We start from the raw sequence: 17,616 nt of genomic DNA on the forward strand, positions 1-17,616 counted from the left end.
TGGCGGTTATGCCCGAAAACAACGAGACGGTGCTGCCTTGGTTGCTCAATCAGTCGCACACTGACCTCATCGACCTGCTCGCCGTCCTGACCAGCGTTTCGATTTATCGCCGCCAAAGCCAGTCCTTTGGGGTAGAACCCCGGCACCTGGACCGCTTGGGCGCGGTGATCGGCCTAGACATGAGCAAGTGGTGGAAGCCGACCACGCAGTCTTACCTTGCCCACGTGTCAAAGGACCGACTCGCGGCAGTGGTCACTGAGGCGGTCGATGCCGAGCAGGCGAAGCCGCTGCTTGCGATGAAGAAGGCGCAGGCCGCCGCCGCAGCCGAGCAATTACTGGAAGGGAAGCGCTGGGTGCCTGAACTGATGCGCGCCCAGCCCCTTGGGGTCTCATTTGCCGTGGAACACCCGATTGGGGAAATGGAGGATTAAGGACTTGCGCCCGGGCCTGTGCCCGGCGGGTGTGGCTCGGGCAGCGAAAATGACTACTCGGGCTAGTCATTTGCTGTTAAAATGACTATGTCCAGTGACCATTTTGGGAGGCGCGATGCACAGCCAACAAGTTTCTAAGACCGAGTTCAAAGCGCGTGCGCTTGAGCTTTTTCGGCAAGTCGAAGCGACCGGGGAATCCATTGTCGTGACTGACCACGGTAAACCCGCACTCGAGATCCGTCCCTATAGGGCGGTGGCCAAGCGCAATCCGTTGGATGTGCTGCGCGGCTCCGTTCTGCGGTTTGACGATCCTTTGTCGCCTGTTGGCGAAGATGCCTGGGAGGCAGCGCAATGATCGTGCTGGACACCCATGCACTGGTGTGGTGGGCGGCAGGGGACGCGCAGTTGAGCGGTCCCGCACGTGAGGCCATTGAGGCCGAAGGACAGGACGGTGAAATCCTGGTATCGGCCATCACCGCCTGGGAAGTCGCAATGTTGGCCAAGGCCGGACGTTTGGCTTTGACCATGGACGCGCAGGCGTGGCTGGATACAGTTGCTCAAGTGCCTGCCATTCGATTCGTGCCTGTCGACGTGCGCATTTCTGTTCAGTCCGTGGACCTGCCTGGGGAATTCCACAAGGACCCGGCTGACCGCATCATCGTGGCCACGGCGCGGCATCATTCGGTGCCTCTGGTATCAGCTGACTTGAAGATCCGCGATTACCCGCACGTTCAGACCATCTGGTGATGTAACCCATCTCCCAAAGCAAAGGGCCGCCCTAGGGCGGCCCTTTGCTTTGGATGCACGGCGTCTTGGTTCGGGGCGTCCAGTCCCACCGGCTGCGCCGGCGGGGCCGTCCTACGGACTTCGTGAGCGTCCCCCGGACGCTCACAGGTGCCCTTAAAGTACCCGGCGCCAGGGGCGGCGCCGGGTACTTTAAGGCCACCACACAGGACGCACCCTCCGGGTGCGGTCATCTCATTGATTTTTTTGAACTTTCCCTGGGGCGGGCGGCTTTCTTTTGTCCGACGGCTAAACATCCACAGCGAGCGAGAACGGCTTGGCACATGGGTTTGCGCGCCGTTCTATCGTATACAAATCGGTTTTCCGACATGGGGAAGGGCGCGACGAGGACATTAGCGGGACAAATTGGCCACAAACCTGGGACACGATCGGCCCACCCCAGAGACCGACCCGGGACAAAAACGCCACTGAAACGGAACCAGCCAAAAGACCCTCGTAAGACGTCGAGAACGCCCATCCGGCACTAGGCGGGGCCGGTCAGAAGGTCACCACCCAAAGGTTTGGGTCTTGGCCTAAAAAAATTTTCGTCGGGACGAGTTACACGCGGGGTGTGTAGTCATAGTGGCGGCGGTTGCGCCAAGCCTCCGTTTCGAAAGTCCAGGCGTTTTTGGAAGCAAAGGAAGCGGGCAGAGCTATCATGCGCTCGCGCGTGCACACATCCCTAATCTTAGGTATCGGAGGACTCTTTCCGATTTAGGAGAATGTGAACCGAAAGGCAGGGGCGCAGCCACCCTTCGGACCGAGCTGCTTTCCGAGAGATAGAAGATGAAACAACTATTGATTGCGAGCTTAATTGCGCTCTGCAGCGTCACAGCAAACGCTTCTGAGTTTTGTCTAGATCGGTTTGAAGGCAATATTCGGAAAGCGAACGGGGAGCTAGCCGACGTACTTAAAAGGATTGCTACGCTCCAGGACGACATACTAAAAGTAAGAGCCGCAAAAGATGCGGCTAGCAAGGAAATGGTTGACATTGTCAAACGTGATCCGGGGTTGAAAGACCCTGCAAACCGGGAGCGATTGCAAGCGCTTTCAGCACAATTCGATGACCTCGACCGAAAAGAAACCACTGCCAAGAACGAGGGATTTGAACTGCAGGATCGCGCAACCGCACTGCGGACGACAGTCCCTGCGGACTTGGCAGGCGAATTGCGTGGGTGCGCGGAGGCTGTAGCCCCCGTGAACACTGGCGTTAACCTCGTCATTCAGACTATTGCGATCCTGTCGACTGGAGGGGCATCGCTCCTGCTGCCTCCTAAAGCCCTGTATGTAGATATGGGACAGGTGCTACACGGCTATCCTCTTGGAGGGCCTGAGTCGGCCGTTGTAAAGGGTCGCCAAGCCGTTATGGACTTCTTTGGTATCGGCGGCGAAAACAACGATATCGGTAAAATTGTGAAAGATCCCGGGCGTGTGATCCGTTGCTGGTTCGGATGTTAAAGGTGCGCACCTCGATAAACCCGTGCCATGGAACCGCGGCTTCGGGGGGGGTACAGGCGCAGGCATTTGCGCATCTCAACAGTCTAATTCATGTGTGTAGCGAGGACCGCACGTTCGCGGGGGGCCGGGTTTAAATGATGAGTAGGCTGAGGTCTAATATTTGTTCAAGAGTTGAGCTCCTTGGCGTACGCTAGGTTTTGCGGCCGCCACGGACGTGTGGATTCCCGTCCAATATCGAGCGCGGCAGTTTTCTCTTCCTGCCGGTCAACAGCTTTCGCAAGGCGGCCAGCGTTGTTTGTTCAGACCTCTGTTTCATGGCGTGCGCGAGAAATTGCGACGTGATAGACGTCTCGCTGGATCGTGCGGCTAAAGCTCTCGCCGTTGATGAAAGCGCGATCACATGTAAGCCCTTGGGCGCTGCAGCTTGTCGCCGAATAGGCGCGATCGAGGTGCAGGGGAGATCCTGCATCTAACGTCAGCCGCCGACCGCCCTCGATGGTGACGGTCGTGGGCGTCACGGCCGCCACCCTAAAGCGACCACCGTTTACTAGGTCGAGCTTGGCATTGTTGCGAGTGACTCGCACCAAGTCTCCTGCAGCCAGCTCCGCTTCGACTGCCTGGCAGACAGAAAGCTTAGCAGCTCGCGCGGGGTTGAATTGCGTTTGCTCTTTGGTTACGACGTGCTCGACTACCAAATCGCGGGGCCGCTCTGGCGTCGTACCGACGACTCGGTACATCTCGCCTTGGCGCAAGTTGCCGGACTTGTACTCGCGCTCTGGTTGAATGATGTCTTAAACGAAGTAATGCGACGCCTTACGCCGCTCGGACTGCGTGGTGTCACGCCTCGTGAGAAGCTTGAACTTTAAACCCCGCCCACCAAGGCCGATGGCCTGGCGAACCACTCCGTTCAGCGCGTTGCGGGTATGGGCGTTTTCAACGCGAAGCACCTTTGCGTCCGAAAAATTTTTGTTACCATCCAAATGGTTGTCCGCTCTCGCAACGATCTTCGATCTCCTTCGAAACCATTCCATGTCAACTGTCGCGTCAAGACCTCGACTCCGTCTCGCTGCTTCGGCATTCCTAACGGTCGTGATCGGTCTTCTGTCTAGTATTGTCGGAGCGCAAGTCTCGCCTAGTGGTAAGGTTTCATGGGAACTACTTTTGGACAGTAGAGAGTTCTATATCCTTCTCGTCGTTGTCGCGTTTTGGATATGGTTAGGTTTCCGTTCGGTCCAATATGAAGAAGATTTGGAGCTCTACAAGGACGATGCATTCTGTTGGGCTCACGCAAAGCGGAGCCAACTCACCGCTTTGGCAAAGTTGGCAAAGACCAATCCGGCTGCCGCGGGAGACATCGATCTTGGCGCCTTCATGAAAAAGATGGGAACGAAGAGGACCTCAAAATGAGACTCACGATTTCTAAGAGGGCTCAGAACGAACTGCAAGAAATGCCAAGGCGTGATTCGGCCAGAATCCTCGCCTTGCTTCAACAGTGGCAAAGCGATCCTGAACTTTTTGGCTCGGATTCGCGCAGAGTGCATTCGGGTGAAGAGAAAATCCGAGTGCTAAAATCTGGACCTTGGCGCATTTTCTACTCTGAAGATTCCGAGAAGATTCTCATACTTTCCGTGGTGAATAGGTCTAGCTTCGAGTACGAAGAACTTCCGGCGTCACGGCGGAGGAGATTTTTCCGGTAGCCGCAATCGCTCGTGCAGTGGTTGCTAGGTCGCCACGACGACTTCCGAGTGGTCGTCCAGCAGATAACAGATATGGAAGCGCGTGAATAGGCAACTGTCTGCCCGCGCGCTGGTCCGAGAAGGATTGCTGTGAGGAGCAGCCACGTGCCTCTTACACTCCTTCCAATCTCACTCTATGTCTGTGGCGGCGCGTGAAGATGACAGGAACGACTTTCGATCAAATGACATAGCTGTGCCGCTATTCCAAGTTGATTTCCAATGATGGGGACGCCTTCTGCGGCCGCCAAGGGCGCGTGGACTCCAGCCCGATGTTCAACGCCGCAGTCTTCTCTTCCGTAAGCGCCTGCCGAACACACCCTTGACGGTTCTGCTTATGCAGCAGGTAGCCACCGATGCGGCAGCAGCTCAGCGATCTGGCTGTTTTTCTGCGTGGGCAGGCGCGTGAGCACGTCCTTCATATAGGCATACGGGTCGTGCCCATTGAGCCGTGCCGACTGGATCAGGCTCATGATGGCGGCTGCGCGCTGGCCCCCGCGCAGCGAGCCCGCGAACAGCCAGTTCGAACGCCCGATCGCCCAGGGGCGGATCTGGTTCTCCACCCAATTGTTGTCGATCGGCGCATCGCCGTCGTCAAGGTAGCGTGTCAGCGCCTCCCAGCGCTTGAGGCTGTAGTCGATGGCGCGCGCGGTGCCGGAGCCTTCCGGCACGCGCTGGCGTTGCGCGATCAGCCACCGACGCAACGTTTCTGTGATCGGCTTGGCCCGCTCCAGCCGTATCAGGAGGCGCTCTTCGGCAGGCAACTCGGCTACGTCCCGCTCTACGCCGTATAGCGCGCCGAACAACTCCAACGCCTCTGCGGCGATCTGGCTCTGGTTGTTGACGTGCAAGTCATGGAACTTGCGCCGGGCGTGCGCCATGCAGCCCAGTTCCGTGATGCCAGCCGCGAACCCGGCCTTGTAGCCCGCATAATCGTCGGTCACCAGCTTGCCGCGCCAGTCTTCCAGGAACGTGCGGCAGTGCTCGCCAGCCCGGCTGGGCGCGAAGTCGTAGAGCACTGCACGCAGGCTGTCGTAAGCGGTCGGTGTGTATGCCCACAAGTAGGCCCGATGTGTCTTGCCCGCGCCCGGCTTGAGCATCTGCACCGGCGTTTCGTCGGCATGCAGCACAGATTTGCCCAGCACTTCGGCCTTGAGCGCATCGACCAGCGGCTGCAACCGCAGCCCGCACACGCCGACCCACTCGCCCAGCGTCGAGCGCGGCAGCGCCAGGCCGGCGCGTGCAAAGATGCCTTCCTGGCGGTATAGCGGCAGGTGGTCGGCGAACTTGGCCACCAGCACCTGCGCCAGAAGGCCCGCTGTCGGGATGCCCTTGTCGATGACCTGCGCGGGGACCGGCGCCTGCGTGAGCGTCTCGCAGTGCTCGCACACCCACTTGCCGCGGATGTGACGTTCGACCGTAAAGACGCCCGGCAGATAGTCCAGCTTCTCACTGACGTCCTCGCCGATGCGCTTCAAGCCGCAGCCGCAGCGGCACGTCGTGGACGCCGGTTCGTGGTGGATGTCGGTGCGCGGCAACTCGGCCGGCAGCCGCATGCGACGCGGCGCTTGCGACGGCGCAGGCTTAGTGGCGATCGCTTCGCGCAGCGCGTTCACTTCCTCTTCGATGGCCGCCATGTCGGCATCCATCGTCTCTTCCAGAAGGCTTGCCTGCGCCGGGTTCAATTGCTCGCTGCGCTTGCCGTAGCGCCAGCGCTTGTACAGCGCCAGCTCCTGCATGAGCTGGTCGATGTGCGTCTGTTTGAAGTGCAGTACGCGATCCCGCTCGGCAACCACCGCATCGTGCGTCGCTATCTGGGCGTCACGCGCGGCCACCTCGCCCATCAGGCGTTCGGCCAACGCGCGCAGTTGCTGCGCGTCGAGGTGGTCCAGGGATGCGGTACTCATGGCCGCCAGTATGCCGCAGGGCTCCCCGCGGCGGTATTGGCGTCTTGCCGGATTGTCCGGCGCTACAACACCGAGATCGCACCTGCCGCGCCCACATGCTGCCAGGGCAGGCCCAGCACCAGGGCCTGCCACTGCTCACTGTCGACCGCGATGTGGGGGCCACGCAGCGCATCGGCCCACACGAACTTGCCGCGGTTCAGCCGGCGCGCGGCCAGCCACACGCCGATCCCGTCATGCACCAGCACCTTCATGCGGTTGGCGCGCCGGTTTGCGAAGCAATAGGCGTGGTGCGGGCGGGCTGAACCGAACACGGCTACCACCCGGGACAACGCCGTCTCGGTACCGGCGCGCATGTCCAGCGGCTCGGTGGCCAGCCAGATCGCATCGACACGGATCACCGCAGCCACTCGCGTAACCAGGCCACGCACGCGCCGGCCTCACTCACTGGCCATTGCACCGTCGCTTGCGCGGGACCGCGCGACAACCGGATCTCGATGTGACGGCCTGCCGAGGGCAGCGCTGGCAATGCGACCGGCACGAACGCCGGCGCTACAGGTGGCTGCCGTTCAGCCTGACGAATCCACTTATGTACCAGGTTCGCGTTCACGCCGTGCGACAGCGCCACGCCGGCAATGGAGGTACCTGGCTGACTGCACTGGGCCACGATCTGCGCCTTCAGCGCCTTCGGATAAGACCGGCGCTTAGGCACCGGTGCTAATTCTGTCTTCGACATGGTGTCCACCTAAAAGTGGTGGACACTATCGGGGACAACTTCGGCGTTCAATATGGGTTTGCCGGGCGCTTACTCTCTTCCTGCCGATCAACAGCTTTGGCAAGCCGACTGGCATTGTTTGTGAAGATCTCCGTTTCATGACGAGCGCGCGAAATCGCAACGTAATAGACGTCTCGCTGCGTCGTTCGGCTAAAGCTCTCGCCATTGATGAAAGCGCGATCACATGTCAGTCCTTGGGCGCTGTGGCTTGTCGCCGCATAGGCGCGATCAAGGTGCAAAGGTGATCCTGCATCCAACGTCAACCGCCGACCGCCGCCCTCGATGGTGACGGTCGTGGGTGTAACGGCCGACACTCTGAGGCGGCCACCGTTCACTAGGTCGAGCTTGGCATTGTTGCGAGTGACACGAACCAGATCTCCTGCAGCGAGCTCGGCTTCGACTGGCTGGTATACGGAGAGCTTCGTAGCTCGCGCTGGGTTGAATTGGGTTCGCTCTTTGGTTACGACGCGCTCGACCACCAAATCACGGGGCCGCTCTGTCGCCGTACCGATGACTCGGTACATCTCACCTTCGCGCAAGTTGCCGGACTTGTAGTCGCGTTCTGGTTGAATGACGTCATCAACGAAGTAATACGACGCCACACGCCGCTCGGCCTGCGTGGTGTCACGCCTCGTGAGGACTTTGAACTCGAAACCCCGCCCACCCAGACCCATGGCTTGGAGAACCGCCTCGTTCAGGGCGTTGCGAGACTTGTTCGTACCCGTCACGATCAGCGTCTCGTGTCGCTCGTCAGCACTGAGAGCGGCATATCGATCGGCGATGGTCGCCGCTTCAGGATTGGCGCGGAGATCGCCGGATTGCTTTGCGTAGCCAAAGATGGCTGCGAACTCCTCTCGGACGTCGGAATCGACGCGATTGAAGAGTACGCGCACACGGTCTGCCGGCACACCCATCTGTGCGAGAACCTGGACGGTCTTGATCGTCTCCCTCTATGCTTTTGCCCGAGGGGACCACAGGCGTAATAGTCGATCTCCAGGTGCGCCTGGTCATACTTCACCAGCTCGGCCAGGAAGTCCTCGATGTTGGAGGCGCCGACGTCCACGATGGCTGCTTCGGCCATCAGCAACTTGCGGAAGAGCCGGCCGAACTGGCCGCCGCGCAGCTGTTCAACAGCGAGGCCAAGGTCAGCCGCGCTTTCGTTGGTTGACTCGACGGCGATGATCTCGGCTTCTGGAATGCGGGGTGCAAGCAGGTGACTGGTGGTGACGGTTTTGCCGACGGAGCCAGAGTAATTGACGGTTGCGATTTTCATGGGATATGCCTATTTTCTTCGGCCGATTTCGGCCAGTTCGTTGAGGTCAATGGGATCCGAAGCACTGCGAAGTCGAACCAAGTCGGCTTTGGTCGTAATCGTTGGCGTTACCGAAGGATTCGCCGGAGGAGCGGAGTGTGAAGTGGCGCCGGAATCATGGTCCGGTGTAGGTGTCGTTGATGCTGGATTGGTGGATGGCGGGCCGACTTGGCGCTTTCTCCAACGAATAAGAGCCTTCCGAACAGATTCGGCCTTCAATGCGTACCCTTCCGTGGCGAGAGCCTCTGCCATCTCGCTATAAGAGACGCCCTGTCTTTGCAGCGCGTCCAGGGTCGGCAGAAATGCCCGAAGCTTGGCCTTTCGGCTCGTGTCCGCGAGATTGTTTAGCCGCTGAACAGTGGTAGTTTGAAAGCCGGACTGTGTTGAGTGTTTCTTTTCCATGGTGAGTAGGCGATATCGACATAGGCGTCTTCGATGACTGCCGAAATTTCGAAAACCACCCGGTCATGCGAGAAACCGTGCCTACACCGGTGGTTCGGAAGGACTTTTTAAACCCGTCGCCGCTAGACGAGAACGCGATCGAGGTTGTCACCTTACTGGCGGTCGACGTCCAGGGCCAAGCGCTTCTCAAGACACGCCTTGGGCACCACGTGAGCGACTTCGAACAAACCACCTACGACGTCATGCCCATAGCCGAGGCCATCGATCAGCTGCAGCAACACGGCGCCAGCAAGGATTTGACCCTCGTTATCGGCGGAACATTGTGGCGTGGTACGACGCCAGCGGAAGTGCAGCCCGCTGAAGTTGGCGCGACGTACGTATCGGGGCGCCATTCTTGCTGTCGAGGGTGGCAAGATTTACCAACTCGTGGCGAACAGCGCTGCAATCGCGCATGACGCGGGCCGGATGAGCGTTCCCGATCATCTGCGATTCGTCGGCAAAGAGGTGGACATCAGCTATTGATCGCTCGCTGGAGGCCGGATGGCCTAACGGAGCAGAGAGAGAAGAACAGCTCTACCACTGGGGGTGGAGCCAGTTTGGTTACAACACCTTACGGGCACACTTAAATCGAGGGGGGCAAAAACGTTTCTTAGAGAATTTCGCTCGGATGCGGCAGGTTGTGCATCATCTTGGTTCTTTGCCCCCTATGCATTTCGTGTGACCAAAATTGTGTGGCATCGGCGTGTCCACGAAAGTCGGGGCGATTCGCCTAGCTAGAAGTGTGGCCCGTTGAGCTAGTAGCTCAAGGCCGCCGCATGGCGCGATGTCGGCCCTTCCTGCTTGGATCGCCTTGCATCGCCACTTAAACGTGGTACGGGCGCGACTGAAATGCAGCTCGCTTCATCGATCCATACGGAATTTTGCCCCGGGCAGTAAACTGGCCGCAGATTGAACTTGTCCGAGATGGCGTTCTGGTCCATCTCGTTTGCCACCTGATCTCGGAACCCTCATGCTCATCACGCGATTGAAGTTGAAGAACTGGCGAAACTTCAAAAATCTTGATATTCCTCTTCGAAGTCGCACCTACATCATAGGCGCAAACGCATCTGGTAAATCAAATCTGCTAGATGTGTTTCGGTTTCTTCGCGATATATGCAGGCCTGCCGGAGGGGGGCTGCAGAAAGCCATTGAAGATCGTGGAGGCCTGAAGAAGCTGCGTTGTTTGCAAGCCCGTACGGACAATGAAATCGAGATTCATGTCGAAATTTCGGAAGAGGCGGACTCACCAGCGATATGGGAATACACACTCGCATTCAAGCCGGAAGGCAAAGGCTTGCATCGCGTTCTAGTTACGCGTGAAATTGTCACGCGCGCGGGTCGATCAGAACCAGTGCTCCGTCGACCTGATAAAGAAGACGGCAAGGACGTATTGCGTCGCACGCAAACGGCTATTGAACAGATTAACTCGAATACGCAATTTCGTGATGTGGCGGATTTCTTCAGCGAGACAACTTATCTCCATCTCGTCCCCCAGTTGTTGAAGCACTCGGAGATCGCCAGCCGAATAGTGGAAGGCGATCCCTTCGGGCAGGGGCTCTTGCAGCGGATCGCTAAAACACCTCAGAAGACGCGCGATGCGCGGCTGCGACGTATTCAGCAGTCTCTCGAGAAGGCAGTTCCGCAGTTTAATCAGCTCAGGTTCGAACAGGACAAGATTACTGGGCTCCCACATCTTATGGCGTCCTATCAACATTGGCGCACACATGGAGCGTGGCAGCGCGAGGATCAGTTTTCCGACGGAACGTTACGCCTGCTTGGTCTTCTTTGGATGCTCCAGGAGAGCAATTCCCTTTTGCTGCTGGAGGAGCCGGAGTTGTCCTTGAATGATGCGATTGTTGCCCATATTCCGTTGATGATCGATAGAGTGCTTCGCAAGCAGAAAGCATTCGGTCGACAGGTGATTATTACTACTCATAGTGAGGCTCTTCTAGGTAATCCTTTGGACGGTCGCGCAATCATCTTGCTTGAGCCTGCGCCCGACGGTACGCTCGCCAGAATTGCTAATACTACTGAGCTAGCGCTGATGCAGGAAGGGCTTTCGCCCGCAGATGTGCTCCTGCCTAAGACTCGGCCACAAGGAGTTGACCAATTGGGTCTGTTCCTATGAGCGATACCATTTTCATCGTCGGGGAGGATGACCTGTGTTGTTCGGTCGGGGAGGCACTGGTCCGCCACACGGGGATCGAAACAACGATTTCACAGCGATTGGTTGCCGGAGGAGCAGATCCGTTTAAGAAGAAGATCTCCGCCATGAACCGTGTTGCCGAAAAGATCATGCCGGTTTTGATGATCGCTGATGCAGATCAGGCCTCGTGTGTGGTGGAACAGCGCAATGCTTGGCTGCCCCGAGGAGCGCATGAACGGCTTTTAATGCGGTTAGCCGTCAGAGAGGCTGAGGCGTGGATTCTTGCGGATGACGTTGGTTTCGCTCGCTTTGCCAGCATCAACCAGGCGCTGTTTCCCCGCCAACCGGACGAAGTTGCAGATCCGAAAAGGACACTTCTAGGATTGATCGCGCGTGGAAAAAATAGAGATTTGCGCGAAGAGATGCTGGCTCCTCGAGGATCTAAATCGCTTGTCGGCTTAGGGTACAACTTGCGCCTAGCCGAGTTTGTCGGGGAGCACTGGCACATTGAACGAGCTATTGAGCGGTCGCCCAGCTTGGCTCGGATTCTTCCGAGGCTGACCGCCGTACTTGCGAACAACGAGAGGCGGTGATCGGGTCTCACTTACTGGGCGCTTAAGCGAAATCCGACGTTTGCGGCGACGTGTAGTGACTGAAGCTGTTAACTATGCCGAACCGATCAAGTAGGCCGTGCTGAGGCCTTCCCAGATCTCTACCCATCGCACACATGCCCGCGGCGCGCTGGCACAGCCCAATTACGTCGCGCGAGCATACGTAACACCACACAGCCATGGTTGACGAAATTGCCATGTGTTTCGGGGGATTACGACTGATTGGTCCCGTATATATTCGGGCAACTAAGGACATACGAAGGATGCGATCATTTCTTGCATGTGGGTCCACAAGCTCTGCGGCGCGCCGAGAAGATCAACGACGGGCGTGCCCGTTTCTGGGCCCAAACACGCCAAGTAGCGCGACGCTATGCGTCAAACGTGGCCGCATCTTCTGCCAAATTGCGCGTTAATTGGTGCTAATTTGCGTGTGTACAGATTCGATTCCTGTCGAGCGCGCCAATCCAGACAAGCTGTGCGTTTTCCAGGGCCCCTTCATAGGGGCCTTTTGTTTACGCGCCGTTCGGTTATGAGGATTCGGTTATGCGCATTCTCTGTGCCTAAGCGCTTTTCACGGCGTTAAGCATCCTTTCCGTTCAGCGCTTTGATTTGACGCCTGCGATGGGCGCTTACGTTTTACGCTTACGTCTCACGTCCACGTAAGAACATCTGCCGATCATGGCGCCGCCAAAACCTGCCAAAGCCCTTCCCGCGTCTGCGACCAGCCTCGTCTTGGACAACGCCGCCGCGCCGAACACATTGTCATGGGATGACCTGCGCATCGTCAAAGTGTTGAGCGATTGCGGCAATCGGTCCTTGGCGGCCGAAAAGCTCGGCATCAATGCCTCGACGGTATCGCGCCGCGTGGCGCAGGCCGAGGCTGCGCTAGGCGTTGCCTTGTTTGACCGGCGGCGCGCAGGCTACAAGCTGACCGCCGAAGGGATGGAGCTTCGCGCGCTGAGCGAGCGTGTCGAACTCGATGTTGTAAGTGTGGCTCGCCGCATTTCCGGTTCCACGCATGACCCGCAAGGCACGCTTCGGGTTGCCACCAGCGACTCGCTGCTGCTGTATTTCCTGACGCCCATCATTGCCGAATTCAGGGCAGCCCACCCCTCGCTGTCGATTGAGGTCCTGGTCGGGAACGACACGCTGGACCTTGCCCGGGACGAGTCGGACATCGCGCTACGAGCCACCCAACGGCCGCCGCAGAGCTGGGTCGGGCGCAAGCTGGCAGGCATCGCGTGGGCGCCTTACGGAAGCGCGCAACAGTTTCGGCGCAAGGCGCCTGCCGCGGATCGCATTCACGACCTGAGCTGGGTGTCCTACGCGGGCGGACTGGCTGGATTGAAGGCCGCTCGCGTTATTGAAGGCCGGGTTGCGCCGGCGAATATCGCGTACCGATCCGATTCGGTCGCCGCCGTCGGCGCGGGCATCGCCGCGGGGCTTGGGGTGGGCTATCTGCCCTGCATGCTGGGAGACACGATGGCCGACCTGGTGCGCGTGGGTCCTGTCGTGCCCGAGCTTGCGGATGAACTCTGGCTGCTCACCCATCCCGACATCCGGCGCTCACGGCGCGTTCAGATCTTCATGCGTTTTTGCGCCGCGGCCGTGGCCAAGCACAAGGCCTTGATCGAGGGCCGCCAGGCGCGGCCCCCGTCAAGGACCTGATGGTTCCTCAAACGGCAGTGCGAGGACGCAGCACCGCCTTGCAGGCGATCTCGATCAACTGCGCGGGCATCGCCAACCGGGAGACACCGATCAGGTTGCTCGCGACCTGGGGACGATCGGTGCCGTAGGCGGCCTTGCGCACCTTGCCCGCCGCCGCAAAGGCGGCATCGACGTCCAAGACGTACAGCGTTTCTTCCACGACGTTATCCAGCGTGGCGCCGAACTTGCCCAGCAAGGCCGCCAGGTTCTCGTAGGTCGCACGCATCTGCGCTTCCATGGTGGAGAAGTTACGCGGCTTGCCTTGGTCGTCCAGTTCGGCCGGCGCGATCAGGTTGCCATCCTGGTCGTGATTGAGCTGGCCCGACACGTAGATCTCGTTGCCCACCTGCACCGCCTGCGCATATCCATAAGCGTCTTCCCACGGCACGCCCCAATAGGCGGTTTTCTTTTCGAGTGGATTCGATTGCGTCGTCATGGTTTTCTCCTGGGAGGTTGGGGAAACGAAGTTCGGTATCAGAAGGCTCCAGCGTAACTACGCAATGAAAACGCGTGAGCGCATTATTGCGCCGAAACGGTGCAAATTTGCACTCCTTCCCGCGCCCGGATGACGCCTGATCGGTCGATGGCCTCCTGTCCGGATGGCTGGCACGGCAACGATTCGAACGCAATGGCGATCTGTCGGATTTCGATGCGTCCGTTGATGTTTGAAAAATCGGTCACGCCATCGGAGTAATAGTGCTCTCGGTAAATGCCGACTGTCTAAACACAATCGATCACACCGACGAACTGGGCGCCAACACGCTGTGGCCCAGCGCCGTCGTTCAACGTGAACAAACGGATATTCACGCGCAAGCGGTCAATTGCCCGGGCAGCGTCACTTGCATTCCAGGCGGAACGAAAAGTCCCTGCGCGTGAATCCGACCCCCCAGGATGATCTGATCGATGAACGTGGATTCCCGCGCGGCGCTGCGACGTGCCGATTCAACGCCGTTTCTCAAAACCCGAATAAACACGATCAAGCTTTGCTTTGGCCTGCTGCTGCTCTCCGTCGACGTGCCGCACCCTGCCGTTGCCGCTGGCGGGATCGTTGGCGCGTCGGGGGCTGGGGGCCAGGGAGGCGCATCCAATGGGGGGCGCGGCGGCGACGGTGGAGATGGCCATGCCGCCTTGGACCTTACGACCTCGTACACCACGGCCGGCGACGTGGAAGGCGGGGCCGGCGGCGGCGGCGGCGGAGGCGGTGGCGGCGGGCACGGCCATTCCATGGGCGGCGCTGGCGGGGCCGGTGGGAACGGCGGGGCCGGCATCGTCATCTCAGGCGACGCGGTGGTATTGCACAACGACGGCTGGTCGATCCGCGGCGGCAAGGGCGGTGGCGGCGGCGGAGGCGGCGGCTCCACCTTCCATTTCTCTGTGGAAGCGGATGGTGGTCGCGGTGGCGACGGCTCGACGGGCGCAGGCGGCGCCGCCGGCGGGGGCGGGGGAGGCGGGGCGTATATCCGGACGGGCTTCGGAGGAGACGGCGGCCACGGCGGAGAAGATGGCCTCGTGGGGGGCGGTGGTCCCATCGGTGTCTCCTGGGCGGGCGGCGGTGGCGGTGGCGGCGGCTCATCCATCAACGGTGGGAGTGCAGGCCAGGACGTGTGGCCAGTGCTGAGTGAAGGGGTGGGCGGACCGGGCGGTACTGCCGGCGGGGCGTCTGGCGTGAACGGAGATGATGCCCAGCCGTACGAAGGTTTTGCACCCGGCGGAGGGGGCGGAGGCGCGCCGGGCGGCGCGGGGGGCGACGGCGGACAGTACACGCGTCTCGATTTGAACGGCGGCGGTGGTGCCGGCAGCAGCAATCATGCTGTCTACGTCACGGGAGCCGATTCCGTCATCATCAACTCGGGCGCCATCATGGCGGGGCCCGTCAACCAGGACACCGCCATCAAGTATGCGGGGACCGCCAGCAACGCGACCTTGATGCTCCGGGAGGGCAGCGTGATTCAAGGCCTCGTCGACGCCACCGAATCGGCCGGCAGGAACACGCTGATCCTCGATGGCGGGGCCGCGCTGGCTTTTGACGTTGGCAAGATTGGCGACGGCGCGCAGGGTCAGTATCTGGGCTTCAACGCATTCGAGAAGACGTCTGACGGCATGTGGGCGCTGACGGGGTCGCCCTCACTGGCGCTTACGCCCTGGACGCTTCTCGGGGGATGGCTTGCGATCACGGACGACGCCGCGCTGGGGGATGTAGCTGGCGGCCTTGTCTTTGACGGCGGCGGGTTGCAACTGAACGCCAGCATGTCGTCGCAGCGCGATTTTCAGTTGCGCGGTGATGGCGCGGTCCACACGGCCGCCGGCACGGTGTCCGTGATGCAGGGAACGATCAGCGGCGCAGGCAGCCTCACCAAGACAGGTTCCGGCACATGGATCATCCTGGGCAGCGAAAGCGGATCGGGCAACATTACGCAGGCGGGGCCGCTCACCCATACCGGCGTTACGCGTGTCGACGAGGGCATGCTGGTCATCCATGGCACGGCCCTGGGCCAGGCCGATCAAGCGGCCGCCAGCGTTGCAGGCGCCAGCAATGCGACATTGAGCCTTGCGAACGGCGCCAGGCTTGACGGCCAGATGGACGGACCGAACCTCATCATCGATGCGACGAGCCGATGGAACGTCCTGGCCGATGCCGCTACCGCCGCGCAGGACATCAACCTCAGCAGGGTCAACGCACTTCAGCTTGCTGGCAGCATCGCCTTTTCGCCGCCCTCCGATGCGGCGAACAATCAAGCCGGCCGCACATTCACCGCCATCAACCTGGTGGGCGCCGGTGGCGAAGTGCAGTTGCACGTGAACCCGACCGGCGCCGCGGATCACCTGACGCTGACCCAGGGCGCCACGGGGTTGACCTACCTGAAGCTCATCACGCCGGGCGGCTTCGGAGATCCGTTGGCCGGCGACGGGTTGCTGGTGGTCAAGGCCGGCGCCAGCACCGACCACGCGTTTCTACAAACCCCCGGACAACCCACGCAGGCGGGCGCATTCAATTACGGGTTGGTGCAAGGCGCGAGAAACGGCGCAGCGGATCTGGCCAACAACTGGTATCTATTCAGCGATATCCGTCCCGAGGTGTCCATCTACTCGCAGTTGGGCAATCAGGCCTTGCGGCAGTCCGAGGTGGCGGTGGGGTCGTTCAACGAACGGATGGGAGCGACCGAAACGCTGGCGCGAACGGTCTACCCCTATGTCTGGGCGCGGTCGCTGGGCGTCCTGGAACGCCGGGATGGCGCGCCTCAAGGGATCCGGCAAGCGAATGTCGCCGTGGATTCGCGGTTGGGCGGGCTGCAGGTGGGAACGGACTTGTTCGTGGCCAGCAAAGGTATCGGCCGCCAGAGCGTGGGCGTGTTTGGTACGGCAATGGTTTCCCGTAACGACGTGTCGCACTATCAGGCATCCACGCGATCGACGGTGGATGCCGGCCGCAGCGATCAAACCCTGTATGGCCTGGGCGCTTACTACACGTTGATGGACGGCAAGGGCGGTTACGCCGATTTCGTCGGACAGGTCAGCCGGTATGGCGTGAAGACGCAATCGCGCGGTGCGCATGGCACGTCCCTGCAGACATCTGGATGGGGCGCCGCGCTTTCTGCCGAGGCCGGAAAGGCCTTCGATATTCGCGACGGCCGCGGTCTGCGCGTTGAGCCGCAAGCCCAGGTGATGGTCCAGCACGTCAAATTGCGTGACGCTGAAGACAGCGTGGGCCGAGTTGCCCTGCCGGGACTGAACGCGCTGCATTCGCGTGTGAGTCTGAAACTATCGAAAGTCTGGGGCCAGCAAGCCCAGACGCAAAGCCACGGCTGGCTGATGCTGAGCTACCGCCACACGCTGGGAAGCTCCTCCAGTTCGTATCCCACCGCCACGCAGGGCGATATCGCATTCGACAACGATCTGGATGGATCGCGCGTCGGCCTGGCGGCGGGCTATGACCGGCGCGTGGGCAGGAATACCTTCGTCAATGTGCAAGTGCAGGCCGAACAGGGCTTGGGCAGCTCGTCAGGATTGCGGGCGGTGGCCGGCTCGTTGGGGGTGAAGTATCTGTTTTAGCGACCTTGCATGAAGAGACCCGCCGGATCGCTGGCACGGTCTTGGAACATGCGCCATAGCGATCGTCTGATTTTCCACGGCAACTGATTCTTATGAAGACTGTCGCGCATTCCGAGTAATCCTACTCTGGGTAAAGCCGGGACGCATAAAGAGAATCTGACACACCGACGACACGGGCTTTAACGCTTTTCAGCTCGCCGCCGTCGCTCGATGTGATTAACCGGATTACTCAAACGCGCAACCGGCAGCCCCGGTGTTCCACGTT

18 protein-coding genes are annotated in these 17,616 nt (G+C 60.2%); 10 read left to right on the forward strand and 8 right to left on the reverse strand.

The genetic code is table 11. From position 1 onward, the window contains the following. Nucleotides 1-8: 8 nt before the first annotated feature. The 5 genes from LN047_RS02145 (at nt 9) to LN047_RS02165 (ending at nt 4,369) form a co-directional block, all read left to right on the forward strand. Nucleotides 9-431, forward strand: a complete 423-nt coding sequence (locus tag LN047_RS02145; protein ID WP_373981064.1) for a hypothetical protein — start codon at nt 9-11, stop codon at nt 429-431. 115 nt (nt 432-546) lie between these two features. Continuing rightward, nucleotides 547-786 carry a type II toxin-antitoxin system Phd/YefM family antitoxin gene (locus LN047_RS02150; protein WP_063954271.1) on the forward strand — a complete coding sequence of 80 codons (240 nt, stop codon included), beginning with the start codon at nt 547-549 and terminating at the stop codon, nt 784-786. Beyond that, nucleotides 783-1,178 carry a type II toxin-antitoxin system VapC family toxin gene (locus LN047_RS02155; protein WP_373981065.1) on the forward strand — a complete coding sequence of 132 codons (396 nt, stop codon included), beginning with the start codon at nt 783-785 and terminating at the stop codon, nt 1,176-1,178. The genes LN047_RS02150 and LN047_RS02155 overlap by 4 nt, the downstream gene beginning before the upstream one ends. 822 nt (nt 1,179-2,000) lie before the next feature. After that, the gene (locus tag LN047_RS02160; RefSeq protein WP_373981066.1) at nt 2,001-2,672 is read left to right on the forward strand and encodes a hypothetical protein; all 672 of its coding nucleotides are present in this window, start codon (nt 2,001-2,003) and stop codon (nt 2,670-2,672) included. Nucleotides 2,673-4,120: 1,448 nt separating this feature from the next. Then, nucleotides 4,121-4,369 carry a hypothetical protein gene (locus LN047_RS02165; protein WP_373982097.1) on the forward strand — a complete coding sequence of 83 codons (249 nt, stop codon included), beginning with the start codon at nt 4,121-4,123 and terminating at the stop codon, nt 4,367-4,369. Nucleotides 4,370-4,740: 371 nt separating this feature from the next. Here the strand turns inward: LN047_RS02165 and LN047_RS02170 are convergent, their stop codons facing one another. The 6 genes from LN047_RS02170 to LN047_RS02195 all read right to left on the reverse strand — a co-directional run bounded on the left by LN047_RS02170 (nt 4,741) and on the right by LN047_RS02195 (nt 8,798). Then, nucleotides 4,741-6,312, reverse strand: a complete 1,572-nt coding sequence (locus tag LN047_RS02170) for an IS66 family transposase (protein WP_373979928.1) — start codon at nt 6,310-6,312, stop codon at nt 4,741-4,743. A gap of 62 nt (nt 6,313-6,374) precedes the next feature. Further along, nucleotides 6,375-6,719, reverse strand: a complete 345-nt coding sequence (gene tnpB / locus LN047_RS02175) for an IS66 family insertion sequence element accessory protein TnpB (RefSeq protein WP_373979927.1) — start codon at nt 6,717-6,719, stop codon at nt 6,375-6,377. Then, nucleotides 6,707-7,045: a transposase gene (locus LN047_RS02180; RefSeq protein ID WP_254608341.1), complete on the reverse strand. Its 339-nt coding sequence runs from the start codon at nt 7,043-7,045 to the stop codon at nt 6,707-6,709. The genes tnpB and LN047_RS02180 overlap by 13 nt, the downstream gene beginning before the upstream one ends. Nucleotides 7,046-7,092: 47 nt before the next feature. Continuing rightward, nucleotides 7,093-7,812: a hypothetical protein gene (locus LN047_RS02185; protein ID WP_373981067.1), complete on the reverse strand. Its 720-nt coding sequence runs from the start codon at nt 7,810-7,812 to the stop codon at nt 7,093-7,095. Between the two features lie 2 nt (nt 7,813-7,814). Then, nucleotides 7,815-8,357, reverse strand: coding sequence for a hypothetical protein (locus LN047_RS02190; protein ID WP_373981068.1), 543 nt, complete (start codon nt 8,355-8,357; stop codon nt 7,815-7,817). Between the two features lie 9 nt (nt 8,358-8,366). Next, on the reverse strand, nt 8,367-8,798 hold the full coding sequence (locus LN047_RS02195) for a hypothetical protein (RefSeq protein ID WP_373981069.1): 432 nt from the start codon (nt 8,796-8,798) through the stop codon (nt 8,367-8,369). A gap of 65 nt (nt 8,799-8,863) precedes the next feature. Between LN047_RS02195 and LN047_RS02200 the strand changes: the two genes are divergently transcribed. From LN047_RS02200 to LN047_RS02215, 4 genes are all read left to right on the forward strand, one after another. Continuing rightward, complete coding sequence (locus LN047_RS02200; protein ID WP_373981070.1) at nt 8,864-9,253, forward strand: hypothetical protein; 390 nt, start codon at nt 8,864-8,866, stop codon at nt 9,251-9,253. A gap of 554 nt (nt 9,254-9,807) precedes the next feature. Then, nucleotides 9,808-10,965 (forward strand): AAA family ATPase, encoded by a 1,158-nt coding sequence (locus tag LN047_RS02205; RefSeq protein WP_373981071.1) that lies wholly within the window; start codon nt 9,808-9,810, stop codon nt 10,963-10,965. Next, nucleotides 10,962-11,576 (forward strand): hypothetical protein, encoded by a 615-nt coding sequence (locus LN047_RS02210; protein ID WP_373981072.1) that lies wholly within the window; start codon nt 10,962-10,964, stop codon nt 11,574-11,576. Before LN047_RS02205 ends, LN047_RS02210 begins: the two co-directional genes overlap by 4 nt. 750 nt (nt 11,577-12,326) lie before the next feature. Then, nucleotides 12,327-13,262 carry a LysR family transcriptional regulator gene (locus LN047_RS02215; protein WP_227741341.1) on the forward strand — a complete coding sequence of 312 codons (936 nt, stop codon included), beginning with the start codon at nt 12,327-12,329 and terminating at the stop codon, nt 13,260-13,262. Between the two features lie 7 nt (nt 13,263-13,269). Here the strand turns inward: LN047_RS02215 and LN047_RS02220 are convergent, their stop codons facing one another. Both LN047_RS02220 and LN047_RS02225 read right to left on the reverse strand, forming a co-directional pair. Continuing rightward, entirely contained in the window at nt 13,270-13,737 is a 468-nt protein-coding gene (locus LN047_RS02220; RefSeq protein WP_152383255.1) for a Rid family hydrolase, read from the reverse strand. Nucleotides 13,738-14,243: 506 nt separating this feature from the next. Continuing rightward, the gene (locus LN047_RS02225) at nt 14,244-14,423 is read right to left on the reverse strand and encodes a hypothetical protein (RefSeq protein WP_373981073.1); all 180 of its coding nucleotides are present in this window, start codon (nt 14,421-14,423) and stop codon (nt 14,244-14,246) included. Between the two features lie 6 nt (nt 14,424-14,429). Between LN047_RS02225 and LN047_RS02230 the strand changes: the two genes are divergently transcribed. Beyond that, nucleotides 14,430-17,351, forward strand: a complete 2,922-nt coding sequence (locus LN047_RS02230) for an autotransporter outer membrane beta-barrel domain-containing protein (protein WP_373981074.1) — start codon at nt 14,430-14,432, stop codon at nt 17,349-17,351. Nucleotides 17,352-17,616: the final 265 nt, after the last annotated feature.

The sequence above is a fragment of the Achromobacter sp. JD417 genome, from assembly GCF_041879325.1.
Classification (GTDB): Bacteria; Pseudomonadota; Gammaproteobacteria; order Burkholderiales; family Burkholderiaceae_B; genus Achromobacter; species Achromobacter mucicolens.